The organism is Mucilaginibacter gossypii (genome assembly GCF_900100945.1).
In the GTDB taxonomy this organism is placed as follows: domain Bacteria; phylum Bacteroidota; class Bacteroidia; order Sphingobacteriales; family Sphingobacteriaceae; genus Mucilaginibacter; species Mucilaginibacter gossypii.
Genome location: NZ_FNCG01000016.1, coordinates 18,469 through 37,669, shown reverse-complemented (window position 1 = coordinate 37,669; position 19,201 = coordinate 18,469). Strand labels below are relative to the sequence as shown.

Below are 19,201 nucleotides of genomic sequence, written 5' to 3'. Positions count from 1 at the left end.
ACCTACCAGGATTTTTCCATGAATTACAGGGCGGGGACTGGCCTCCGCTTAAACAGCTTCAATAACGCAAAAGTGAGGAATCCCGCTATAATACCCGCAAAAATTGCCAGCGAAATGCTGCCGTAAAGATATTGTTCCAAATGTTCGCCAATGGATTTAAGCGAAATTTTATCCAATGGGATATCCACATCCTTGCCGCCCATCCACAGGCTACCGGTTTTATAACTCAGAAAAATAATAACCGGGATCATGGGCGCAACGCTGATGTGGGCAGCCGTAACCACGATGGCCTTGTTGAGCCTGAACAGGAAGGCCAGCGAAATAGCCACCAACAACTGGAAACCCCAGATAGGCACAATCCCCATAAAAACGCCAAAAGCTACAGATTTAGCTTTTAACTGATGCGAGTGTTCAGGGTTAAAAAACAGGTTTTTGAACATTAGCTTAGCTTTTTTTTTATCAAAAAGCGTCCTGAAAAAATCGCGGGGTTTGATGTATGCGAAAGTTATGATAACCAGTACAGTGTTGAGTACACTAATGCGCGAAAAATCCTGAAAAGGGCGAAAATGCGATACCCGTATTTCTTTCGGGGCATAATAAACCTTTACCGGAACCCAATCTATCTTGATACCTTTCCAGGCGGCACGAACTATTACCTCTATTTCAAACTCGTATTTACGGGTGATGAATTTGCTGTTTTTTAGGAGGTGAATCGGGTACAAGCGATAACCCGATTGCGTATCCGGACATTTAATGCCTGTCTCCACCCAAAACCAAAAGTTAGAAAACTTATGCCCGAAACTGCTTTTACCCGGCACCGACGATTGCTCCATATTACACGAACCAATAATCAGCGAATCCGGTTCCTGTTCCAGTTTTTCAATAAAAGCAGGCAGGTCGGTAGCAAAATGTTGCCCGTCTGAATCGATAGTGATAGCATGTTGATAACCCTGTTCGGTTGCAAATTCAAATGCTTTGTGTAAGGCCCAGCCCTTGCCTACATTCTGGGTATAGCTAACTGATTTTATTTGCGGGAATGATTGAATAATGGCAGGAGTACTATCGGTCGAGCCATCATTTACCACAATAACCTGATCGGTATAAGCTAACACATCGGTAATAACAGCGGGCAGCGTACCCTGGTTATTATAGGTGGGTATAATAACGCATACCTGTAATTGTTTAAACTTTGCCTGTATAAGTTCTAAATTATCCGTCATATATCATTCAATCGCACGTACCGGCTTCAGTCCAGGTTTTTATCAATGGGTTTTGTGGGTTTACGTTTAATACTTTACAAAGTTATTGTTTCGGCTTAAATTAAACGTTAATTTTTAGTGTGAAGTATTTTATAAACTGTTATGGTGAACGTTAAGGAAAAACCGCCCCCGCCTCAACTAACTACTATGATTTCACAAAACATGTAAGTAGGTTTAATAATGCACTGAAAGGAAGCTAAGTCCACAAAATGAAGCCATATAAACTGTAAAAAGTATATAATCAGCTGCCGTAAGTTGCTTGTTCTCGATTAAATCGGGCCCTCCACCTTTAGTAGGAACAACAAAATCTCGTTTCTGAAACTCTCTGCTAAGAAATCTTAAAAGTTGAAAAAGCAATAGTAGAGGGATCGTATTGAGCAGTGGCCCGGAAGCTGTTCCATTAGGCAATTCCAAATCATTATCTCCCTTAAAATATAGGTAGAGAAAAACATGTACTGTACCAAAACATAACCAGATCAAATATGATCTGAAATTTTTTAATGATACATATAGAAAAATGTATAAAAAAGCCTGCGTTAATGTGGCATACATAAAGATTACTGTTTGCCTAACTCCTTCGCTAAAAAACAGCCGGGAGGATGCGAGGCAGAGAGTTACAATAGCATAGACCACGAAAACAACTCTTTCCCAATATTTAAGCTCTTCGTAGTGAATAAAGAGTTTCTGAATTTTAGCGTTCTTCATTTCGCGACAAGGTCAACTATCAAAACTATCATTTTTTTGATGAATGGAGAATTTATCAAAAGGTTGCCAGCCGGTTGGCGTGGAGTAAAGATATTGAAGATCATTATAGTTGATGGAGATGATCTCGGCATCCTCCATCGCCTGGATATAATATGCGCAAGGGTATTGATTGATAAAACTGCGGAATGATACCAGGAACTGCCTTTCCGAAAAAAAGTAGATGTTCTTTTCTTCCTGAGTTTCGGGGTATACGTAGTAGATCTGGAACAGACCTTTGTTAATAAGCGCAAGATCGGTACATACAATGTTCTGCATGTTAAAAAAATCGCCTTTCTCAATTTTACGGGTGCGCCAATACGGCAAGCTAACCGCCACGTCGTTTTCAGACATACCGGCAAAATTGCCAAGAAGTTCGTTTAATACCTGTTGCTTATCGGCCATAATTAACAAAGTGCAATAAGGTTAAATATCGGCACAAAAAATCATACTAATTTTCACCTGGGTTAAAAACAACTTATTTTATTTTCTTATTTTACAATCAAACTAAATTGAATAAAAAACAATCATTAAATCAATCAACACAATGAAGCATATAAATACATCTCCCCATGTTAGTGAGTTTGATAAAGATCACCCTGTTCCTGGCGGTTATTATATTGGCCGTTTCAGGTCCCCGGAAAAGAAAAAAGAAAGACAATAACATCAACACGGATGCCCTTCTGCGTTCCGAATACCACATTACCGAAAACGGGAAATTGGAACATGTAAGAAGTGATACATAACATCAACCCTCTTCACGGGATACCACTTTAAATAAAACAGAACCGCCGCTAAACAATTTGCGGCGGTTTTTTATTTAATTTACGGAATTATAAACCTCATCCCCGTCCCGGCTTGAAACATATCTACAGCTTTTTATTTTTTTGTTTAATTTATAGCAGCCTGTTTGCCCAGGTAAAAGTCAGCGGTAAAATTGTCGACAATTCTAAAGTTCCTGTGGCTTTTGCTGTGGTTAACCTGCAACAGCAAAATTCAGAGCAAACAAGGGTAGTGCAAACCGATTCCGTCGGGCTATTTAGTTTTACTGACGTTGATAAAGGGACCTATCATTTAACTATCACCTTCACCGGCTATCAAAAAACCAAACTTAAATTAAACTTGCAACAAGATACCTCGGTATCTATTACCCTCCCTGATAATACCACACAGTTGAACGAAGTAACCGTAACCGCGAGCAAAGCATCTGTTGAGAACAAAAACGACAAGCTGGTTTACAACGTATCCACCAGTGCCACATCGGCCGGGGCTGATGCACTTACGGTTATTGGTCGAGTGCCGGGTATAAAAGTTGGCGATAATGACCTGAGCATTGTTGGTAAAGGCAGCGTTAAAGTTATGGTGAACGAAAGATTGGTTCAACTGGCTGGAACCGATCTGCTCCGTTACCTGCGCTCATTATCTGCAAGCCAGGTGGGCAGTATTGAGGTAATTAAAAACCCGGGGGCTGCTTATGATGCTGAGGGCAACGCCGGATTGATCAACATCACGCTCAAACATAGCAAAAAACATGGCTATGCGGGCAGTGTACAGATCAATGATAAGCAATGGTTGCATAGCCCCGCCTCGGTTTATGGTACCAGCAATTACTGGTGGTTAAATGCCAGCGGCGATATTAATTACAATTCGGCCAAACTCTCCGCATATGCCAGCGTAAACGTTGATCACGACCACGAATTGGAAGGCTTTGAAACCGATATTTATTACCCCAAACAAACCTGGCTGCAAACCGATACCGGCAACTATCGCTATCATAATTTAAACGTCATTGCCGGTGCCGATTACCGGTTTAGTCCGAGGGTTACTATAGGCGTAAATTACCAGGGCGGTAAAAACACTTATGATGGATCTGACCATGTGAATAACCCCATCATTAACAACACTACCGGTACTATCGATTCAACATTAAGAACCTATGCCACCTATCACCCGGTGGCTATCAGCAATGCAGGTAACCTGCATAGCACCATCAGCCTGGATACATCAGGTGCTAAACTGGTACTTAATGCCGACTATTTTAACTATTACCGCACCGACAGATCGGACTTTGAGAGCAACACTTATCTCGCTGACAGATCATTGAATGCAGCCAGTCGTAATCGCTACCATGATACCAATAAGCAGGACATCAACATTTATACATTCAAGGCCGATGCGCTTTTGCCAACCAAATATGCCCGCTTTGCGTTTGGCGGTAAGCTCAGCTTTATCAACAATTACAGCAACGCTTTTTATTATAAAAACGCAACCAACGATTCGCTAAAGTATGACCCGAACTTAAGCAATGAATTTACCTATACCGAAAATACCCAATCTGTTTATGGCAGCATAAACCGCGAGGATGGTAAATGGAAGTACCAGGCCGGCTTGCGGGCAGAGCGCACCGAAACCAAAGGCTACTCGCACACGCTTAACCAAACTACCATTAATAATTACACAAGGTTGTTTCCATCGGCAACGGTGAGTTACCAGGCAGCTGTTAATCACAGCTTATCGCTAAATTTTGGCAGGCGGGTTAACCGGCCAACTTTCTGGAATCTTAACCCATTCAAGAGCCTGTTTACAGCTTATAGCTATGGCGAAGGCAACCCCTATCTTCAACCAGAATATAATACCAATTTTGAGCTTTCGCATACCTACAAAAACAGGCTTACATCGGCCATATTTTTAAACGTTACCAACAATGGTTTCAACAATGTGACCATTGCCCGGGCAGATACCAACCTGGTTTATACCACGCCGCTCAATTTTATTAAAACTTACCGGGTAGGTATTTCCGAAAATTATTCGATGCAATTGCTTAGCTGGCTTGATAATAATAACCAGTTCACTTTTTATCATACCGATGCAAAATCGGCGTTTGCTGCAGTAAAAGGCATTAGCGGGTTTGGAGCTTATATCGCTACCAACAATAACATTTATTTTAATGCGGATAAAAGCTTTTCAGGAGCGGTAAATTTCTGGTACCAGTTCCCGGAGATTGATCACATCGGCAGAAGCGATGCTTATTATAAACTCGACCTCGGCATTAAGGCCTCCGCTTTTAAAAAGAAAATAGATGTTTCATTGGTAATGAATGATGTTTTCAGGAGCAGTGCATCGGCAGTTACCACAATCGTAAACGGGGTAAGGCAAAAGTATACCAACTTCCAGATCAACAGGTATGCCCTGGTGGGTATCAGCTATCGTTTTGGGAATAGTCAGGCTAAAGCAGAGAAGCAGGATACCGGCAACCAGGACGAGAAAGGCAGGATCCATTAAAAGCAAAAAGGGAGCTCATGCGGGCTCCCTTTAAACAATCACGAAACAAAAGCAAGGTTACATTTTGCCTGAGCTGTCTTTGCCCATTTTACCTTTACTCATTTTACTTTTTGACATTTTATCGTGGCTCATTTTGTCCGAACCCATCTTGTCTTTTGACATTTTATCAGAGCCCATTTTGTCTGATGCCATTTTATCATGGCTCATCTTGTCTGAACCCATCTTGTCCTTACCCATTTTATCCGAAGCCATTTTATCATGGCTCATTTTGTCTTTACTCATCTTATCCTTTTTCATTTTGCCGGTATCACTAAGGGCAACGGTATTATGTAAAGGAGCCGATGTTTTTGCCTGTACATTAACAGAAAGGCCGGCAACAGCAAAAATGGCGATAAGGGCGCCTGAAATGATTGATCTGGTTTTCATGTTTGATTTTTTAAGTTGTTTGCCTCTTAGTCGCACGGGGCAACGAAACCTTACAAGGTATTTTCATTTTGTTTTCGGCATATACCTATTCGCCTTATTCCAAAAAATTTAATGAAATTCGGCCGCACTAAAACTATTTTATGGAGATAAGCGAAGCACAACAACTGGTAGATAACTGGATTAAAACAACGGGCATCCGGTATTTTAACGAGCTTACCAACACCGCCATTTTAATGGAAGAAGTTGGCGAAGTGGCCCGCATTATGGCCAGAAAATACGGCGAGCAATCATTCAAAAAATCAGATACAGAAGTTAACCTGGCCGACGAAATGGCCGACGTTCTTTTTGTACTTATTTGCCTTGCCAATCAAACCGGCATCGACCTAACCGAAGCCCTGGAAAAGAATATGGAAAAGAAAAGTATCCGGGATGCCGAGCGGCATAAAAATAACGAAAAATTGAAATAGATAAAATTTAATTTTCTATATTTCAATTAAACAAAATTAAATTCTTCAAAATTAAAGTTTAATATAATTTAATAAGGCAAAAAGCGTTTAATCTAAAACAATTAAACAACCTTATTATGAAAACCTATTTTTTCCTGTCGATAAGTTTTTTGCTTTTACTTATGTCATGCAAGCATGAAACGGAACAAAAAGTAAATGTAGCCAACGTTGAGTTAGTACCTCCTCCACCCGCCGGGGAAAAAAGCATGGCAGCAGCCGATCAACTGGAAGATGCCGGTACTGCCAATAAACCGACCGCTTCAAACCTATCCATTACCGACACTGCCAAAAAGATCATCAAGGAAGGCGATATCCGCTTTGAAACCGACAATCCTAAGGCGGCAAGACAAAACATTGTTTCGTCTCTAAAAAAGTTAGGCGGTTACCTCGCAGAAGAAAATGAAACCAACAGCGGCGAAACCAATCAGAAAGAGTACAGCCTCAAAATCAGGATACCCTCCAAAAATTTTGATGCTTTTTTAAGCACCTTAACTTCCAGCACCGATCATATCGAATCAAAAAACATTCATATCAGGGACGTAACCACACAGTTTATCGATGTTCGCGCCGAAATCAGCAATAACAAACAGTTAGAACAACGTTACCTGCAACTCGCTGCTAAAGCCACCAAAATGACCGATCTGCTGGCAATAGAAGATAAGCTGGCCAGCATCCGTACAACGATCGATTCGGCCCAGGGGCAACTTAATTATCTGAGCAGCCAGGTTAGTTACAGTTCGCTTGATATCAGCTTTTATACCCGGCACCCGGGCGAAGTAAACACAGGTAACGGTTTCGCCTATAAATTTAAAACCGCAATTGGCGAAGGCTGGGAAGTTTTACAAAACCTCTTTTTCGCACTTATAGCGTTATGGCCTTTAATGATAGGCGCTATCATCTTTCTGCTATTAATCAGGCGTTGGAAAAGGCGTAGAAAAGCCAATATTATAAGTGAGGCATAAAAATTATCGCAAAAATTAATTTAGTGTTAAAATTATAAAAACCGAAAGTAATAAAAGGTATCACCTTATGAAGATTTAATTTTAAGAGCATAGTTTTTATTAAATTAATTAATAAATGCTTGACAAGTAGAAATTTAAGAACTACTTTTAAGCACCTAATTGATTGATCATGATCCGTGTACGGTCTAAAGTTGTACTGTTGGTTGCCCCCCATGTAGTTGGCCTTGAGGTATTACCTAATAACAAGGTTTTTAAGCATATTTCAATCACCGCGGCCATCTTTCCGGCAATACACGAGATCAAACCCAACCTGCTTATACTTGATTACGATTATCTTGTTCAGGATATCGAAAAAATTCTTCGCCGTTTAAGCACAAACCCGTCATACAAAGGCATTAAAATTTGCTGCTATAAAAACAAATGGCACTCCAAAGTTGATCCATTCCTGAAAACACTGGGGGTTGACCATATTTTTTATGCAGAAGATATGAAAGCCGAGGCCAGCAGAAAAACCGTGTTTGACTCTATCGGCAATGTTATTATGGACGGTACATTTTTTAGCTTATTGAAACCGGTACATTAAGCGCCCGGGAGCGGATAATTTCTCACTTCATTGCGAACGCAGCGCGGCAATGTCATAGTTTTATATTCTTTTATCTTGGTTCTTGCTTCCTGGCTTTCGTGCTAAATAACAACATCCCCTTCAAAAACCCTTTCAGCAGGGCCTTCTAAAAAGATGTCTGTAAAAGCTTTGCCATCATAATCAAAACGAATGTTGAGGTTGCCCCCTAATACTTTTATCGGAGTAGTGATATGCCCGGTTTGCTGTTTGTGCTGCGCCATGGCCAGGGCAACGGCAGTTACTCCTGTTCCGCATGCAAAGGTTTCATCCTCTACCCCACGCTCAAACGTGCGAACAAAGTAGCCCTTCTCCATTGGTTCAACAAAATTTACATTAATGCCATTTTTGCGGTAAGTGGCATTATTGCGGATAGCGTGGCCTTCCTGGTAAACATTGCGCTGTTCAAGCCCATCAACCAGCTTTACGTAATGTGGCGAGCCGGTGTTGAGCACATAAGCGTCGGCATCGGTATTAACTTCGTTTACATCGATCATTTGCAGGCTCACCCAATCGCCTTCGTCTGAAATTTTGGCATAATGCGGACCATCTACCGCCAAAAATTCAGTTTCAGATTCAATAACGCCTAAAAATTTGGCAAAGGCCACAATACAGCGCCCGCCGTTGCCGCACATACTGCTCGGCTGGCCGTCGGCGTTATAATAAATCATCTCAAAATCGTACCCTTCTTTGTTTTGCAATAGCATCAAACCGTCACCACCGATACCGAAACGACGGTCGCACAGGCCCGAAATCAGCTTAGGATTATGATGATCAACGCTGTTATCGCGGTTATCAATCAAAATAAAATCGTTGCCAGCGCCCTGGTATTTATAAAAATGTATCTTCACAATTATCCTGTTAATATCAGCCTCTTTAGTCTTCAACAAAACCCGTGCTAACAATTAAAATAGCCGATGTTTATCTATTTAACAAATTTTAACAAAAAACGGGATAACTAATCATTGATTATCTCGTCTATATGGTATTAAATTTGATCTGTAAAATAAGTAAACTTAATAATAAGAAAGGCAAATAATAAATGAAAAAGATTGGTTTAACACTATTAACCGCTTTTGTTGGAGGTGCGATGGCCTTAGGAGTATACAAGGTTATCGAAAACAAGTACTCTGACAACCTGAGCTTTGAAGACAAGCAAAAGGTATATTTTACAAGCAACCCCTCAGCTCCGGTTTCATCAACCGGCGACCTTGATTTTACCCAGGCAGCGGCTGCAGCAACCCCGGCGGTGGTTTACATCCGCACAACCTATACTAACAAAGGCAGCGGCGGACAGGATCAACTGGAGCAGATGTTTGGCGATATGTTTGGTCAGCGGGTGCGTCCGCAAGGCCCACAGATGGCATCAGGCTCTGGTGTTATCATTTCGCCCGATGGCTACATTGTAACCAACAACCACGTGGTTGAAAAGGCCGATAAAATTACCGTTGCTACTAATGATCACCGTACTTTCAGCGCCAAAGTTATCGGCACCGACCCAAGTACAGATCTTGCCCTCATTAAAGTTAGCGCTAACAACCTGCCAATTGTAAAATTAGGCAACAGCGATGACGCTAAAGTTGGCGAATGGGTTTTAGCCGTAGGTAACCCTTTTAACTTAACATCAACCGTTACAGCCGGTATCATCAGCGCCAAAGGCCGTAATATTGGTATCATCGGCAGCGAAAACAGTGATGACGACAACCCGTTCGGCCGTACCCGCAACCAGTCGACTCCTAAGCTGAACAAAGCTATCGAGTCGTTCATTCAAACTGATGCGGCCATTAACCCTGGCAACAGCGGTGGCGCCCTGGTAAACACCCGTGGCGAACTGATCGGTATTAACGCCGCTATCGCTTCACACACCGGTTCATACGAAGGCTATGGCTTTGCCATCCCGGTTAACCTGGCTAAAAAAGTACTGAACGATATCAAGAAATTCGGTACAGTAAAACGCGGTTTTGTGGGTGTAACTTTCACCGAACTTAACCCGGACGTAGCCCAAAAGCTCGACGTAACAACCACCAACGGTTTATACGTGAACGACCTTGTACCGGGCGGCGGTGCCGAACAGGCAGGCTTACGCAAAGGCGATATCATTGTTAAGGTTGAGGGTCAGCCGGTATATGAATCATCTGATCTGCAGGAACGTGTAGGCCGTTTACAACCCGGCGATAAGATCAATGTTACTGTACTGCGCGATGGTAAGAACAAAGATTTCGCGGTAACGCTTAAAGGCGATGCCGTAGCACCATCAAACCGTATAGCGGCATCTAAATCGGCCGAGGAGCTGTTTAACAAACTGGGTGCAAGCTTCCACGCTTTAACTCCAGCCGAAAAGAACAGGCTGCATGTTAACGCCGGTGTACTGGTTACCCAGGTGCGTGAAGGTGGCTTATTTGACGCTGCCGAAATACCTGAAGGCGTGGTGATCACCAGTATTAACAAACTGCCGATCAGCAGTATCGAAGATATTGACAAGGCAATTGTAAAACCTATCCAGGGCAATATCATCATTGCCGGAATCTACCCTGACGGTTCGCACTTCAGCAGCGCGTTCCCGGCTCAATAAGCTTTTTTTAAGTGATTTTGCATGTGAACCCCTTGGTCTTTTTAGATCAGGGGGTTCTTTTTATATTTGGTCAAATACAACTAAGGCCTGTTATCAGCCAACACATCTTAAAACAAATTAACCCCAAAACTCCATCCAACCCACCCGCTCCAGTTCCTGTTATCACGGATAAAAGAATGATGCAGGTCTCGCGCATAGGCGTAACCATCAACAGGTGCGCGCTGATCTGAATAAAGGAAATTTAACGATGGCCCCGCGAAAACGGAAAACTTCCGGCTTACCTTATAAGTAAAATCAAGGTTAAACTTATTAAGCTGATTGGTTTTTAACCAGGTACCCTGGTACAGGTAACTTGAACCTATTTCGGTGTTGATAGCCAGGTGCTGCCCCAATCCAAACTCCCGCCCGAAACCCAAACCAAATGAATATAATTTACTGTTGTCATCAACCCGCATACCGCCCTGCCAAATGGTGTACAGCTTGCTGTTGCCGTTTTTAAAGGCGAGGTTGATATTTTGAGTTTCGTTAGTGGAGATAGCGAGCTTATGATAACCGCTGTTGATAATATTCAACAGCCCGATACTAAATCCCGAAGAAGTATCGGCTATGTTCACCAGCGCCAATTGCACCCCGGTAAGATGTTTGGCATAATTAAACAAGCCTGCCACCTGCAAGCCGCCAAACTTTTGCTGTGCTATATTACCAATCCCACCCAGTTGTAACGCGTCGGAATTTTTGCCTGCAATATTGCCTATCGCCCCTAACTGAATGCCCCTGACTGATCCGCGGGTATGGTTGTAAAGTGCTGACAACTGCAAACCATTCATGTTTTGTTTTACGCTGTTATGGAGCAGGGCCAGCTGAATGCCCCGCACGTTGCCCAGCACGTTATTGTACAAGCCACCAAGCTGAATGCCATTTACTGAGCCGCCCACCACATTAAAGATTCCGGCTATTTGTACCGCGCCAACGTCGCCTTTATCTAAATTGAAAATAATGCCCATTTCAAAGCCATCAACCCCGGCATTATAGCCGCCTACAGCATTGAGGGAAACCACATTTACTACCTGTCCGCTGAAGTTGCCGTGAGTGCTTACGCCTGGTATGGCCGAAGCCTGGAAGGGGGCCTGTGCAATCAGCCCGCCGAGATTGGCCGCCTGGATCTGCTGCTTGGTGGAAAGGAACAACCTACCGAGCGAAGTATTTTCGACACCCGAATAATCGTCACTAAGGATATAACCCAGCAGGCTGCGTTTTTTTTTCAGGGTTGTGTCGGTACTCCTTACATTAACATCCGCTAAAAAAGTAACCGTAGTATCCTTATAAAACTCTTTGCTTATTGTTAAGGTGATCGGCTGGCCTTCGTTGCGGACGATCATATCAAAATGGCCTTCCTTGTCGGTCAATACCGATTGCAATTGTTCGTGCGAATATACACTGGCATTAGGCAGGTTATGACCGGTTTGCTCGTCGGTTACGGTACCGCTGATGCTGTAGTTGTCGCCATCGGTAGCGGCTTTATCGGTTACTATGGTGAGTTGTAAGGGCGCATATCTCAGGATAATAAAATTCTTTGTTTCACGATACTCAAAGCGATAGCGAAGCATGTGGTCAAGCACTTCTTTAATCGTCCAGTTATCAGCATTGATGGTAACCAGGCTGTCGGTTTTCACAATGTTGCTGTTGTATGAAAAGTAGAAGTTGCCTTTTTGTTCGATGGTTTTAAGCACCGTGCCCAGTCGCATTTCGGTTACATGGACGGATATGTTTTTGGAGAGAATGGAATCGGCACGGGCGGTTAGGGCCGAGAGAAGCAGCAGGGCAATGGTGTAGTTTAGGTAACGATGTAGTTTATACAACATAAAAATAGTATTCTAATAAACCATGTTATTGCGAGTGCAGCGTGGCAATCTCGTAGCCAATTACTCCACCACGTCATTGCGAGGCACGAAGCAATCCCTAACTGTACAGAGCGGTTTACATGGCCGATCTGCTAATCGGGGATTGCTTCGTGCCTCGCAATGACGCTTTTAAAGGGATGTCATGCTGAGCTCCGTCGAAGCATGGTGGGCTGGGCCTCTACGCGCGTCCTTCGACAGGCTATCCATGACATAATAAAAAATACAGTCATGCTGAACTTGTTTCAGCACCCCACATGCAAGGCCGCTTGCATAGCCGCTCAGCGCGTGGGATCCCGAAATAAATTCGGGATGACGGGTAGTGTAAATGTCATTTCACTTCAGAGGCCTCCGGATTTAATTTACTCAGGATGACTGGCCACTGCATACAATCCCTTACTTCAACACAATCCCCTTTTTCCCGCGCTCCACTTTGATCTTGAACGTTTCGGAGATCACAACCAACACCTGATCTAACGACTGATCTTTAAACACCGTAGTGATAGGCAGGTTAGCAATGGCTTTATTACCGATAACTATGTGAGCCCCGTACACTTCATTTAATGAGCCAACCAGCTCATTTAGCGGGGTTTCATCGCAAAGCAGTTCATGGGTTGCATAGTAATTATATAAACGCCCTTTTATGCTTTCCTTAGCCTGCAGGCCATCTTTGCCGGTAACCAGTACCTTTTCGCCGGGATTGAGGTTTACATTTTTGTTTTTCTCGCTTACGTTAACAATGCCCGTTTCAACAATCACCTGCGTTTTGCCATCGCGGCTTTTTACATTGAATGACGTGCCAACCACCCTAACCGTTACACCGTTCACCCTAATTATAAAAGGTTTTGTTTTATCGGGTGTTACTTTAAAGAAAGCCTCGCCCAGCATAGTAACCGGACGGATTTTGCCTGTAAACTTTTCAGGGTAAATAAGCGTACTATGGCTGTTCATGGTAACTATCGAACCATCGGGCAGGGTTTGCTCGCGGGTTTTAGCTTCGCTTTCTACTTTGATAAAAGCAATGTTCCGGTTATCGTAATAATGGCTTATAGTTAACCAGGTCACGGTGCAAACTAACAGCAATGATGCCGCAATGCCTACCCACCAGCTGGCTTTCATTTTACGCACTGGTGCCGGTTTAGCTGTAGCCGGGCCGGTATTATTCAGCCTTTTTTGCAGGCGGAAGTAGGAGGCATCCTCATCCAAATTTTTGGTTGAGGCTATATATTGGCTCTCATCCCAGATCAGTTTAAAATTATCATATTCCTGTCTGTTAGCAGGCGAAGCGGCAATCCAGTTCTGTATAGCTTCAACCTCGGCGGGCGTGGCTTCGCCAACCAGGTATTTCACCAGCAAATCATCATCTATGGGCATACCGGTATAGCTCATACAAACCAATTAATAAATAACAATAAAATAATGGGTAAAAACTCAGCCAATTTTTGGCGCATTACCCGCAGCGCTTTGCCCATCTGGTTTTCGATGGTTTTGATCGAAAGACCCATATGATCGGCAATTTGCTGATATTTAAGCTGCTCAAACCTGCTCAGCTGAAAAATGATGCGGCATTGCTCGGGCAGTTCGCTCAGGGCTTTTTCAATATGCTTTTGCAGCTCGGCCGTAAGCAGCTTCTTTGAGGCCGAATCATCGTTGCCAACCTGCTCCATTTCATCGGCATAATAAACGCCGAAATTGGCACGTACCTTCTGGTGCTTTAAATAGTTCAAACTTTCGTTATGTACAGATCGGTACAGATAAGCCTTGATACTGCCATCGGTTTTAAGCTGATCGCGTTTTTCCCAAATGCGGCAAAATACGTTTTGTACTATCTCTTCGGCCATTTCATCATCCTTTAAAAAAGTGTAGGCATAGGCGTGCAGACTTTTAAAGTGATCTTTAAAAAGCCGCTCAAAAGCTTTCTGGCTTCCTTGTTTAATTAAACCAATGGCCGTGCTATCGCTGTATTCCACTTTTAAGGTGTAGATGTTAGCGCTAAAGATAGCTTGTTTGGCCGTTAAATTCATAGTACCCAAATGTTAAAAATAAATCAGGCCAGTTGGATCTGGATAGTGTATAACGAATGATGAATATCCACCTTGCTGCACACACCATTGGTATAGCTGTAGAAATTGTAATTACCATCGGGCAGATCAATACGGTATACATGCGGGCTCACCTGTTTAACCTGCAGAAACTGCTGAAAGTTATCCGAGTACACCTGCGCCTGGTCTGCAGGCTCGTGGCAGTATAGCAGCATGAGGTTGGCGGCTATTTGCTTTTGATCAACCGTTTTTCCGCATTTGCCTTCGGCGGTGGTTTGGTAGCCTGAGGCCACGGCTTTGGTTTGGCGGTTGCATTTTTCTGAACCATTGACATTTCTGCACACCTGCGAACTGATGAGCTTGCCATTATTAAAAGTGCTCTCCTCCTGGATCTCCACCTTGATGCTGAAAATAAAGCGCATTTTAACTTCGGAGATCATTTTAAGGTACAGCTCATCGCCCTGGCGCTTTTGATACAGGTTCATGTGGCCAACCACTTTGCCGCTGTGCAGCACATTGTATTTAACCGTTTGCTCCTGTGCCAGGGCGCCCACAGCGAGGCATAGCAAGGCCACCACCATAGCCGCCCATTTTAGCGGACCGAAGATATTGAACGTTGGGAAAGTTTTATTTTGAAGGGCAGGCCGGATATATTTTTTAAATAACCAAATTATTAAAGCGGGTATCATGGGTTGTCATTTTAAAGTGATTGAATAAAGCTTTTAACGCGTTTACTTTATTACAACACTCTAAACTTTTACCCCTATGCCTTTGCATTATTTTGTTCGATTAATTAAATTACTACTATGCCTATATGTATTATATAATTTCAAATATAAGTAAAAAAATGGGGTGTCCCAATTTTTTGATTCCCCACGAAAAAATGAAGAAAGCACACCGCCCGTTTTTGCGAAAATAAGCGTGTTCCATTTTTTGAGTGTGAAAACGCGGAACATCTTTTTTATGAAACATACTGATAGTCAAATAATTAATATTTCGACTGAAACAATGACAAAACACTGACAGTCAATTACTAAAACTTTTAGGAGTAAAATATAGTCTTAGTTGAGGCAGCGCCGGCAGAAGGATTTTTTTGGTGTTTTTTTGATGTTTTTTAACGAAAATGGCTTGAGGCGATGCGGGGTGGTTGGGATGCTGACAATATAGCGCCACCATTTGTGTGGGGTTAAGTACTATTTTATAATAACCATTTTGCTGATGTCGGCAAAATGGTTAGCGACTATGTGATATTTGCAACCGTTTGAAGAATGCACATAAACGAAGCCAAATCCATTCCACTATCAGCTGCCTCATTTGTATACTCCACACTTTCAAATTCGTGGAAGGTATGATCAAGTTCGTTATCCCATGAGTCGAAATGGAGATCGGCTACCTGCCATTGATCGGCATAAAACCAGTGTTGGGATATGAGTTTGGAGCGGATCAATTCTTCTAATGCCGGTAACAGTATATTTTGCGGGTTGTTAAAAACAATGCTGTTGAAGTTTTTATAGTTGCCGCCATCACGGTAGAGGTAATTGAATTTAATATTGGGCATCCGGCAAGTTATGCCGTATGATGGCGTTTGTCAATCGGAGATAAGTGAACTTTTACAGGCTTGCGAAAATCTCGTTATGCAATTTTAAAAACTCCGCTTTGGGATAAAACTTCTTGGGTTCAAGGAGCGACTTGCCATCTATATCGATAAAGTTTTGTTTGATAGCCGGTGTGTTTTTTTGAGTATAAAACTTGGGAGAAACTTTGATCCTAAAATCTTCTGTAACGGTTATCATGTGCCTATCAAAAGCTTTATCATGCAGCGCGTTTAAGGCGAAACCATTTTGAGGATTTAGCCGATTGCCCTCGTCTTTACTCCACGGTGCTATGTGACTTGCGACCAACAAGCTTGGAATGGCGATGCCGGTAATACAACATTGGTTATTATAATTGGAAAGTACCGCTCCCCTGAAAATAGATTGATTTAAACGCACCTTAACCGACCGTGTAACTTCCCGCCCTTCATTTTCCTTGTATTCATCAAGGTTAATGGCATATAACTTCTCTACAGTTGTATGCTTCTTTTGGGCCAGCAATACTTCACCTTCCATATATTTTTCATCCCAGCGGTGCATGTACTCGTCCCAAACCTCCTTGTCCAGCTTACTGGCATTACTCATGCCTTTAATACTCCGCTGTTTTAAACCAGGATCTAAACTTGCGAAGTTCACCAACTTTAAAGCCACCGAGCCCGGCGTTCTGCCTATTAAACCGGCAAGTTCTATAATTAAAGGATTGCCTTGATGAATTTGGCCAAATAGCAATTTGGTGTACAGGTTGATGGCTAATGTTAGCTCATCTTTTGTCCAGAGTGTTTGGCCTTGTTTCATGGTTAAAAATTATTCGAGAAGAATTGACTTAAGATATTGGTTTCGTAATAATCTTTCTCTTTTATTATTAACAGCTTCTTTTGCCGCCAATTTATAGTCAGCCGGCGTATTATTTTCGAAATTATCCAGTTTTTCTTTCAGTGATTTTTCATCGAGTTTTTCAACAACATCGATGTTTTTTGCAAATAAGCTAATTAAAGAAAAAGCGTTGGCCTTATTTAGCCAATAAGATTTTTTCTTCAGTTTAAGCTTTAGTATTTTATTTGCTGCTCGTTCGAGACATTCTAAAGCAAGGTTTTTCTTTTCATAAGATTCGGAATATTCATTTAAATACCTTGTGACAAACTCGTTTCTGTTATAAAAATCACCAGTAAAGGTAGCAAGTATATTTAACGTAAACATCAAATGCACTTGTCTCGTCAATTCATAAGGAGTGAAAATCCCCTCGTTTAGAATTAACTCATTATAGTGTTTAACTTTTACACTTTTAGACCATTCAATGAATGAATTCGGTATTGTTGGGTCAAATTGAAGCGGAATATCAATGTCATCATCTTCATCGTCCTTATTAAACTTTATCTCGTTTGTGAGCAGTTTCGCAAGCAACATGAATTCAGAAGGAGCATATTCAGTAGATAACTTTTCAATTGCCGATAATGAGTAAAAAGTTCTGTTTAATCTCTGAAATATTTCTATTATTTCGGGTGCATCATTGTTAATGTCTAAATCAATAATTGGAACTTGGTATTTAAGAAAAGCTTCCTTTATATTTGGATCCAACTCACCAAAGGTCTTGCCTTCAACTTTAAATTCCCCTTTCACATATTCGATAATTGCATTCATTCTTTGTTGACCGTCAACAATACATGAAGTTGTGGACATTGTATTTAAATCAATGCTTCCTTTAGCGATAAAAATTTGGGGGAAAGGATACCCTAATAAAATTGTTTTTATAAAATCAATCTTATGAATTTGTCGCCATACTAAATTACGTTGAAAGTAAGGTGACATTATAAGTCTCCTGCTTTTAATTTCGTTTACAACGTCTATAAGCTCTTTAGACCTTACTTGATATTTTATCATATTTTTCTGTATTTCTTAAATATAGTTCAATGCTTTCAGCTTGTTTAAATTCAAAAAAGTATTCTGAAGCATAAATACAACCGGTTATGTTTTTGAACAAATCAAAATGCTCGTTCGACAGTGAATTGAAAAAATCGATGAGCCAATACTTATAATCGCAATCCGGCATAAAGACTGGATTAATATATCCTCTCATAAAGTTAAATTTAAACTGGTTCATTGAGGAGCGGCCTCTGTATAGAGGAAAGGCAGAAAAATCACTGTAACCTTTTGACACATCGTTAACAACTTCTGAAAATCTGTTGAATAATGGAAGGCTAATGATAGCAATGTCTAAATCCGAGTCTCCTGGAACAAATAACTTCTCTTTAAAAAAACTTATTCCAGTTTTACTTGATCCTGAAACTGCAATGCTTGAAAATGGAACGTCGAATTCTGCAGCAATTTTATCTTTAATATAAAACTCCTTGTCTCCATTATCTTTAAAAATCTCCGTATAATGAGATAAATATAGCTTTCTTGCTATAGCATTTATGTGATCTTTATTTCTTATGCTGGATTTAATTCCATCAATAGCACGCATAATTGAGGTTGGCGGTTATTTCGCCAATATAACAATAAGTATTATCAGTTAATTCTAATATCAAAAAAATGTGTTGGGACTATAGGCACAATAGAATTATGTGTTTTGCATTATCTCTTAAGATAAATTAGTTAATATTATTGTATTCTATATAATATTCAACCACGGCCACATCCGCCTCCGCCCAATCCAAAGCTAATAATTCATCTTTATGCAGCCACTTAAAATCAAAATGCTCTTTTAACACAATCTGCCCAGAAGTAATTCTACAAACAAAGGGAATCAGTTGTATGCTAACATTGGGATACTGGTGCGTATTGACGGGCAGGGCCTTCAAAATTTCAACATCCACATGAAGCTCCTCCTTAATCTCGCGGATGAGGCTGGCTTCGGCGGTTTCGCCGGGTTCAATTTTACCGCCGGGGAACTCCCATTTTAAAGGCAGGCTCATGGTTGCGCTCCGCTGGGCGGCAAATACAAGTCCGTTGGCATTAACAATAATAGCGCATGTTACTTTGATCACGTTTCTAAGATAAGGCTTTGCAAGAAGAAACAAGACTGTTAGAATCAAGAAGTAAGACAATAAGATCAAGGATGCGAGACAACAAAAGCCGGGAAATAAGATAAAAGCGGAATGCTTAATAGGGAACAAGGGCTATCACAATACTCCAAATAAAAGCGCGTCGGCCCGACAAAAAAGCGGGCCTGGGAGTATGGCCCGTGGGAGGAAGCATTTTTTTGTCTTGATGTTTGGTTACTTTGCATCTAAGGTAAAGTAAAGTCCTCCGCCCGGCCAAGAGGGCGACGATGTAGGTCAGTACAACAATGTTTAAACCTGATG

At 41.7% G+C, this 19,201-nt stretch carries 19 protein-coding genes; 5 read left to right on the top strand and 14 right to left on the bottom strand.

Annotated features, from left to right (window positions below; all coding sequences use genetic code 11):
- Positions 1–23 precede the first annotated feature (23 nt).
- From BLS28_RS23550 to BLS28_RS23540, 3 genes are all read right to left on the bottom strand, one after another.
- Positions 24–1,220: a DUF2062 domain-containing protein gene (locus BLS28_RS23550; protein WP_091173256.1), complete on the bottom strand. Its 1,197-nt coding sequence runs from the start codon at positions 1,218–1,220 to the stop codon at positions 24–26.
- 213 nt (positions 1,221–1,433) lie between these two features.
- Positions 1,434–1,964: a hypothetical protein gene (locus tag BLS28_RS23545; protein WP_091173252.1), complete on the bottom strand. Its 531-nt coding sequence runs from the start codon at positions 1,962–1,964 to the stop codon at positions 1,434–1,436.
- A 12-nt stretch (positions 1,965–1,976) separates the two neighbouring features.
- Positions 1,977–2,405, bottom strand: coding sequence for a Crp/Fnr family transcriptional regulator (locus BLS28_RS23540; protein WP_091173248.1), 429 nt, complete (start codon positions 2,403–2,405; stop codon positions 1,977–1,979).
- Between the two features lie 453 nt (positions 2,406–2,858).
- Here BLS28_RS23540 and BLS28_RS23535 point away from each other — a divergent pair, with 453 nt between their 5' ends.
- Positions 2,859–5,282, top strand: coding sequence for an outer membrane beta-barrel protein (locus BLS28_RS23535; RefSeq protein ID WP_091173245.1), 2,424 nt, complete (start codon positions 2,859–2,861; stop codon positions 5,280–5,282).
- Between the two features lie 57 nt (positions 5,283–5,339).
- Here the strand turns inward: BLS28_RS23535 and BLS28_RS23530 are convergent, their stop codons facing one another.
- The gene (locus BLS28_RS23530) at positions 5,340–5,708 is read right to left on the bottom strand and encodes a hypothetical protein (RefSeq protein WP_091173243.1); all 369 of its coding nucleotides are present in this window, start codon (positions 5,706–5,708) and stop codon (positions 5,340–5,342) included.
- A gap of 140 nt (positions 5,709–5,848) precedes the next feature.
- Between BLS28_RS23530 and BLS28_RS23525 the strand changes: the two genes are divergently transcribed.
- The 3 genes from BLS28_RS23525 to BLS28_RS23515 all read left to right on the top strand — a co-directional run bounded on the left by BLS28_RS23525 (position 5,849) and on the right by BLS28_RS23515 (position 7,759).
- Positions 5,849–6,175, top strand: coding sequence for a nucleotide pyrophosphohydrolase (locus BLS28_RS23525; RefSeq protein WP_091173240.1), 327 nt, complete (start codon positions 5,849–5,851; stop codon positions 6,173–6,175).
- 116 nt (positions 6,176–6,291) lie between these two features.
- Positions 6,292–7,176 carry a DUF4349 domain-containing protein gene (locus tag BLS28_RS23520; RefSeq protein WP_091173236.1) on the top strand — a complete coding sequence of 295 codons (885 nt, stop codon included), beginning with the start codon at positions 6,292–6,294 and terminating at the stop codon, positions 7,174–7,176.
- A gap of 169 nt (positions 7,177–7,345) precedes the next feature.
- Entirely contained in the window at positions 7,346–7,759 is a 414-nt protein-coding gene (locus BLS28_RS23515) for a hypothetical protein (RefSeq protein WP_091173233.1), read from the top strand.
- A 101-nt stretch (positions 7,760–7,860) separates the two neighbouring features.
- On the opposite strand, the gene dapF is transcribed toward BLS28_RS23515, so the two are convergent.
- Complete coding sequence (gene dapF, locus BLS28_RS23510) at positions 7,861–8,646, bottom strand: diaminopimelate epimerase (RefSeq protein ID WP_176844547.1); 786 nt, start codon at positions 8,644–8,646, stop codon at positions 7,861–7,863.
- A gap of 191 nt (positions 8,647–8,837) precedes the next feature.
- On the opposite strand from dapF, the gene BLS28_RS23505 reads away from it, so the two are divergent.
- Positions 8,838–10,367 (top strand): Do family serine endopeptidase, encoded by a 1,530-nt coding sequence (locus BLS28_RS23505; RefSeq protein WP_091173229.1) that lies wholly within the window; start codon positions 8,838–8,840, stop codon positions 10,365–10,367.
- Positions 10,368–10,474: 107 nt separating this feature from the next.
- Here BLS28_RS23505 and BLS28_RS23500 read toward each other — a convergent pair whose 3' ends face one another.
- The 9 genes from BLS28_RS23500 to BLS28_RS23460 form a co-directional block, all read right to left on the bottom strand.
- Positions 10,475–12,229 (bottom strand): carboxypeptidase-like regulatory domain-containing protein, encoded by a 1,755-nt coding sequence (locus tag BLS28_RS23500; RefSeq protein ID WP_091173225.1) that lies wholly within the window; start codon positions 12,227–12,229, stop codon positions 10,475–10,477.
- Between the two features lie 432 nt (positions 12,230–12,661).
- Positions 12,662–13,654 (bottom strand): FecR domain-containing protein, encoded by a 993-nt coding sequence (locus BLS28_RS23495; protein WP_091173222.1) that lies wholly within the window; start codon positions 13,652–13,654, stop codon positions 12,662–12,664.
- A complete protein-coding gene (locus tag BLS28_RS23490; protein WP_091173219.1) occupies positions 13,651–14,289 on the bottom strand; it encodes an RNA polymerase sigma-70 factor in 639 nt (212 codons plus the stop codon). Before BLS28_RS23490 ends, BLS28_RS23495 begins: the two co-directional genes overlap by 4 nt.
- Before the next feature lie 23 nt (positions 14,290–14,312).
- Positions 14,313–14,996 (bottom strand): DUF6134 family protein, encoded by a 684-nt coding sequence (locus BLS28_RS23485; RefSeq protein WP_091173217.1) that lies wholly within the window; start codon positions 14,994–14,996, stop codon positions 14,313–14,315.
- 551 nt (positions 14,997–15,547) lie between these two features.
- Positions 15,548–15,865, bottom strand: a complete 318-nt coding sequence (locus BLS28_RS23480) for a hypothetical protein (RefSeq protein ID WP_091173214.1) — start codon at positions 15,863–15,865, stop codon at positions 15,548–15,550.
- Between the two features lie 52 nt (positions 15,866–15,917).
- A complete protein-coding gene (locus tag BLS28_RS23475; RefSeq protein WP_091173210.1) occupies positions 15,918–16,694 on the bottom strand; it encodes an HNH endonuclease in 777 nt (258 codons plus the stop codon).
- Between the two features lie 9 nt (positions 16,695–16,703).
- Positions 16,704–17,777 carry a DUF262 domain-containing protein gene (locus BLS28_RS23470; RefSeq protein ID WP_091173207.1) on the bottom strand — a complete coding sequence of 358 codons (1,074 nt, stop codon included), beginning with the start codon at positions 17,775–17,777 and terminating at the stop codon, positions 16,704–16,706.
- Positions 17,752–18,360, bottom strand: coding sequence for a hypothetical protein (locus BLS28_RS23465; protein ID WP_091173203.1), 609 nt, complete (start codon positions 18,358–18,360; stop codon positions 17,752–17,754). Before BLS28_RS23465 ends, BLS28_RS23470 begins: the two co-directional genes overlap by 26 nt.
- Positions 18,361–18,487: 127 nt before the next feature.
- Positions 18,488–18,883 carry a (deoxy)nucleoside triphosphate pyrophosphohydrolase gene (locus BLS28_RS23460; RefSeq protein ID WP_091173200.1) on the bottom strand — a complete coding sequence of 132 codons (396 nt, stop codon included), beginning with the start codon at positions 18,881–18,883 and terminating at the stop codon, positions 18,488–18,490.
- Positions 18,884–19,201: the final 318 nt, after the last annotated feature.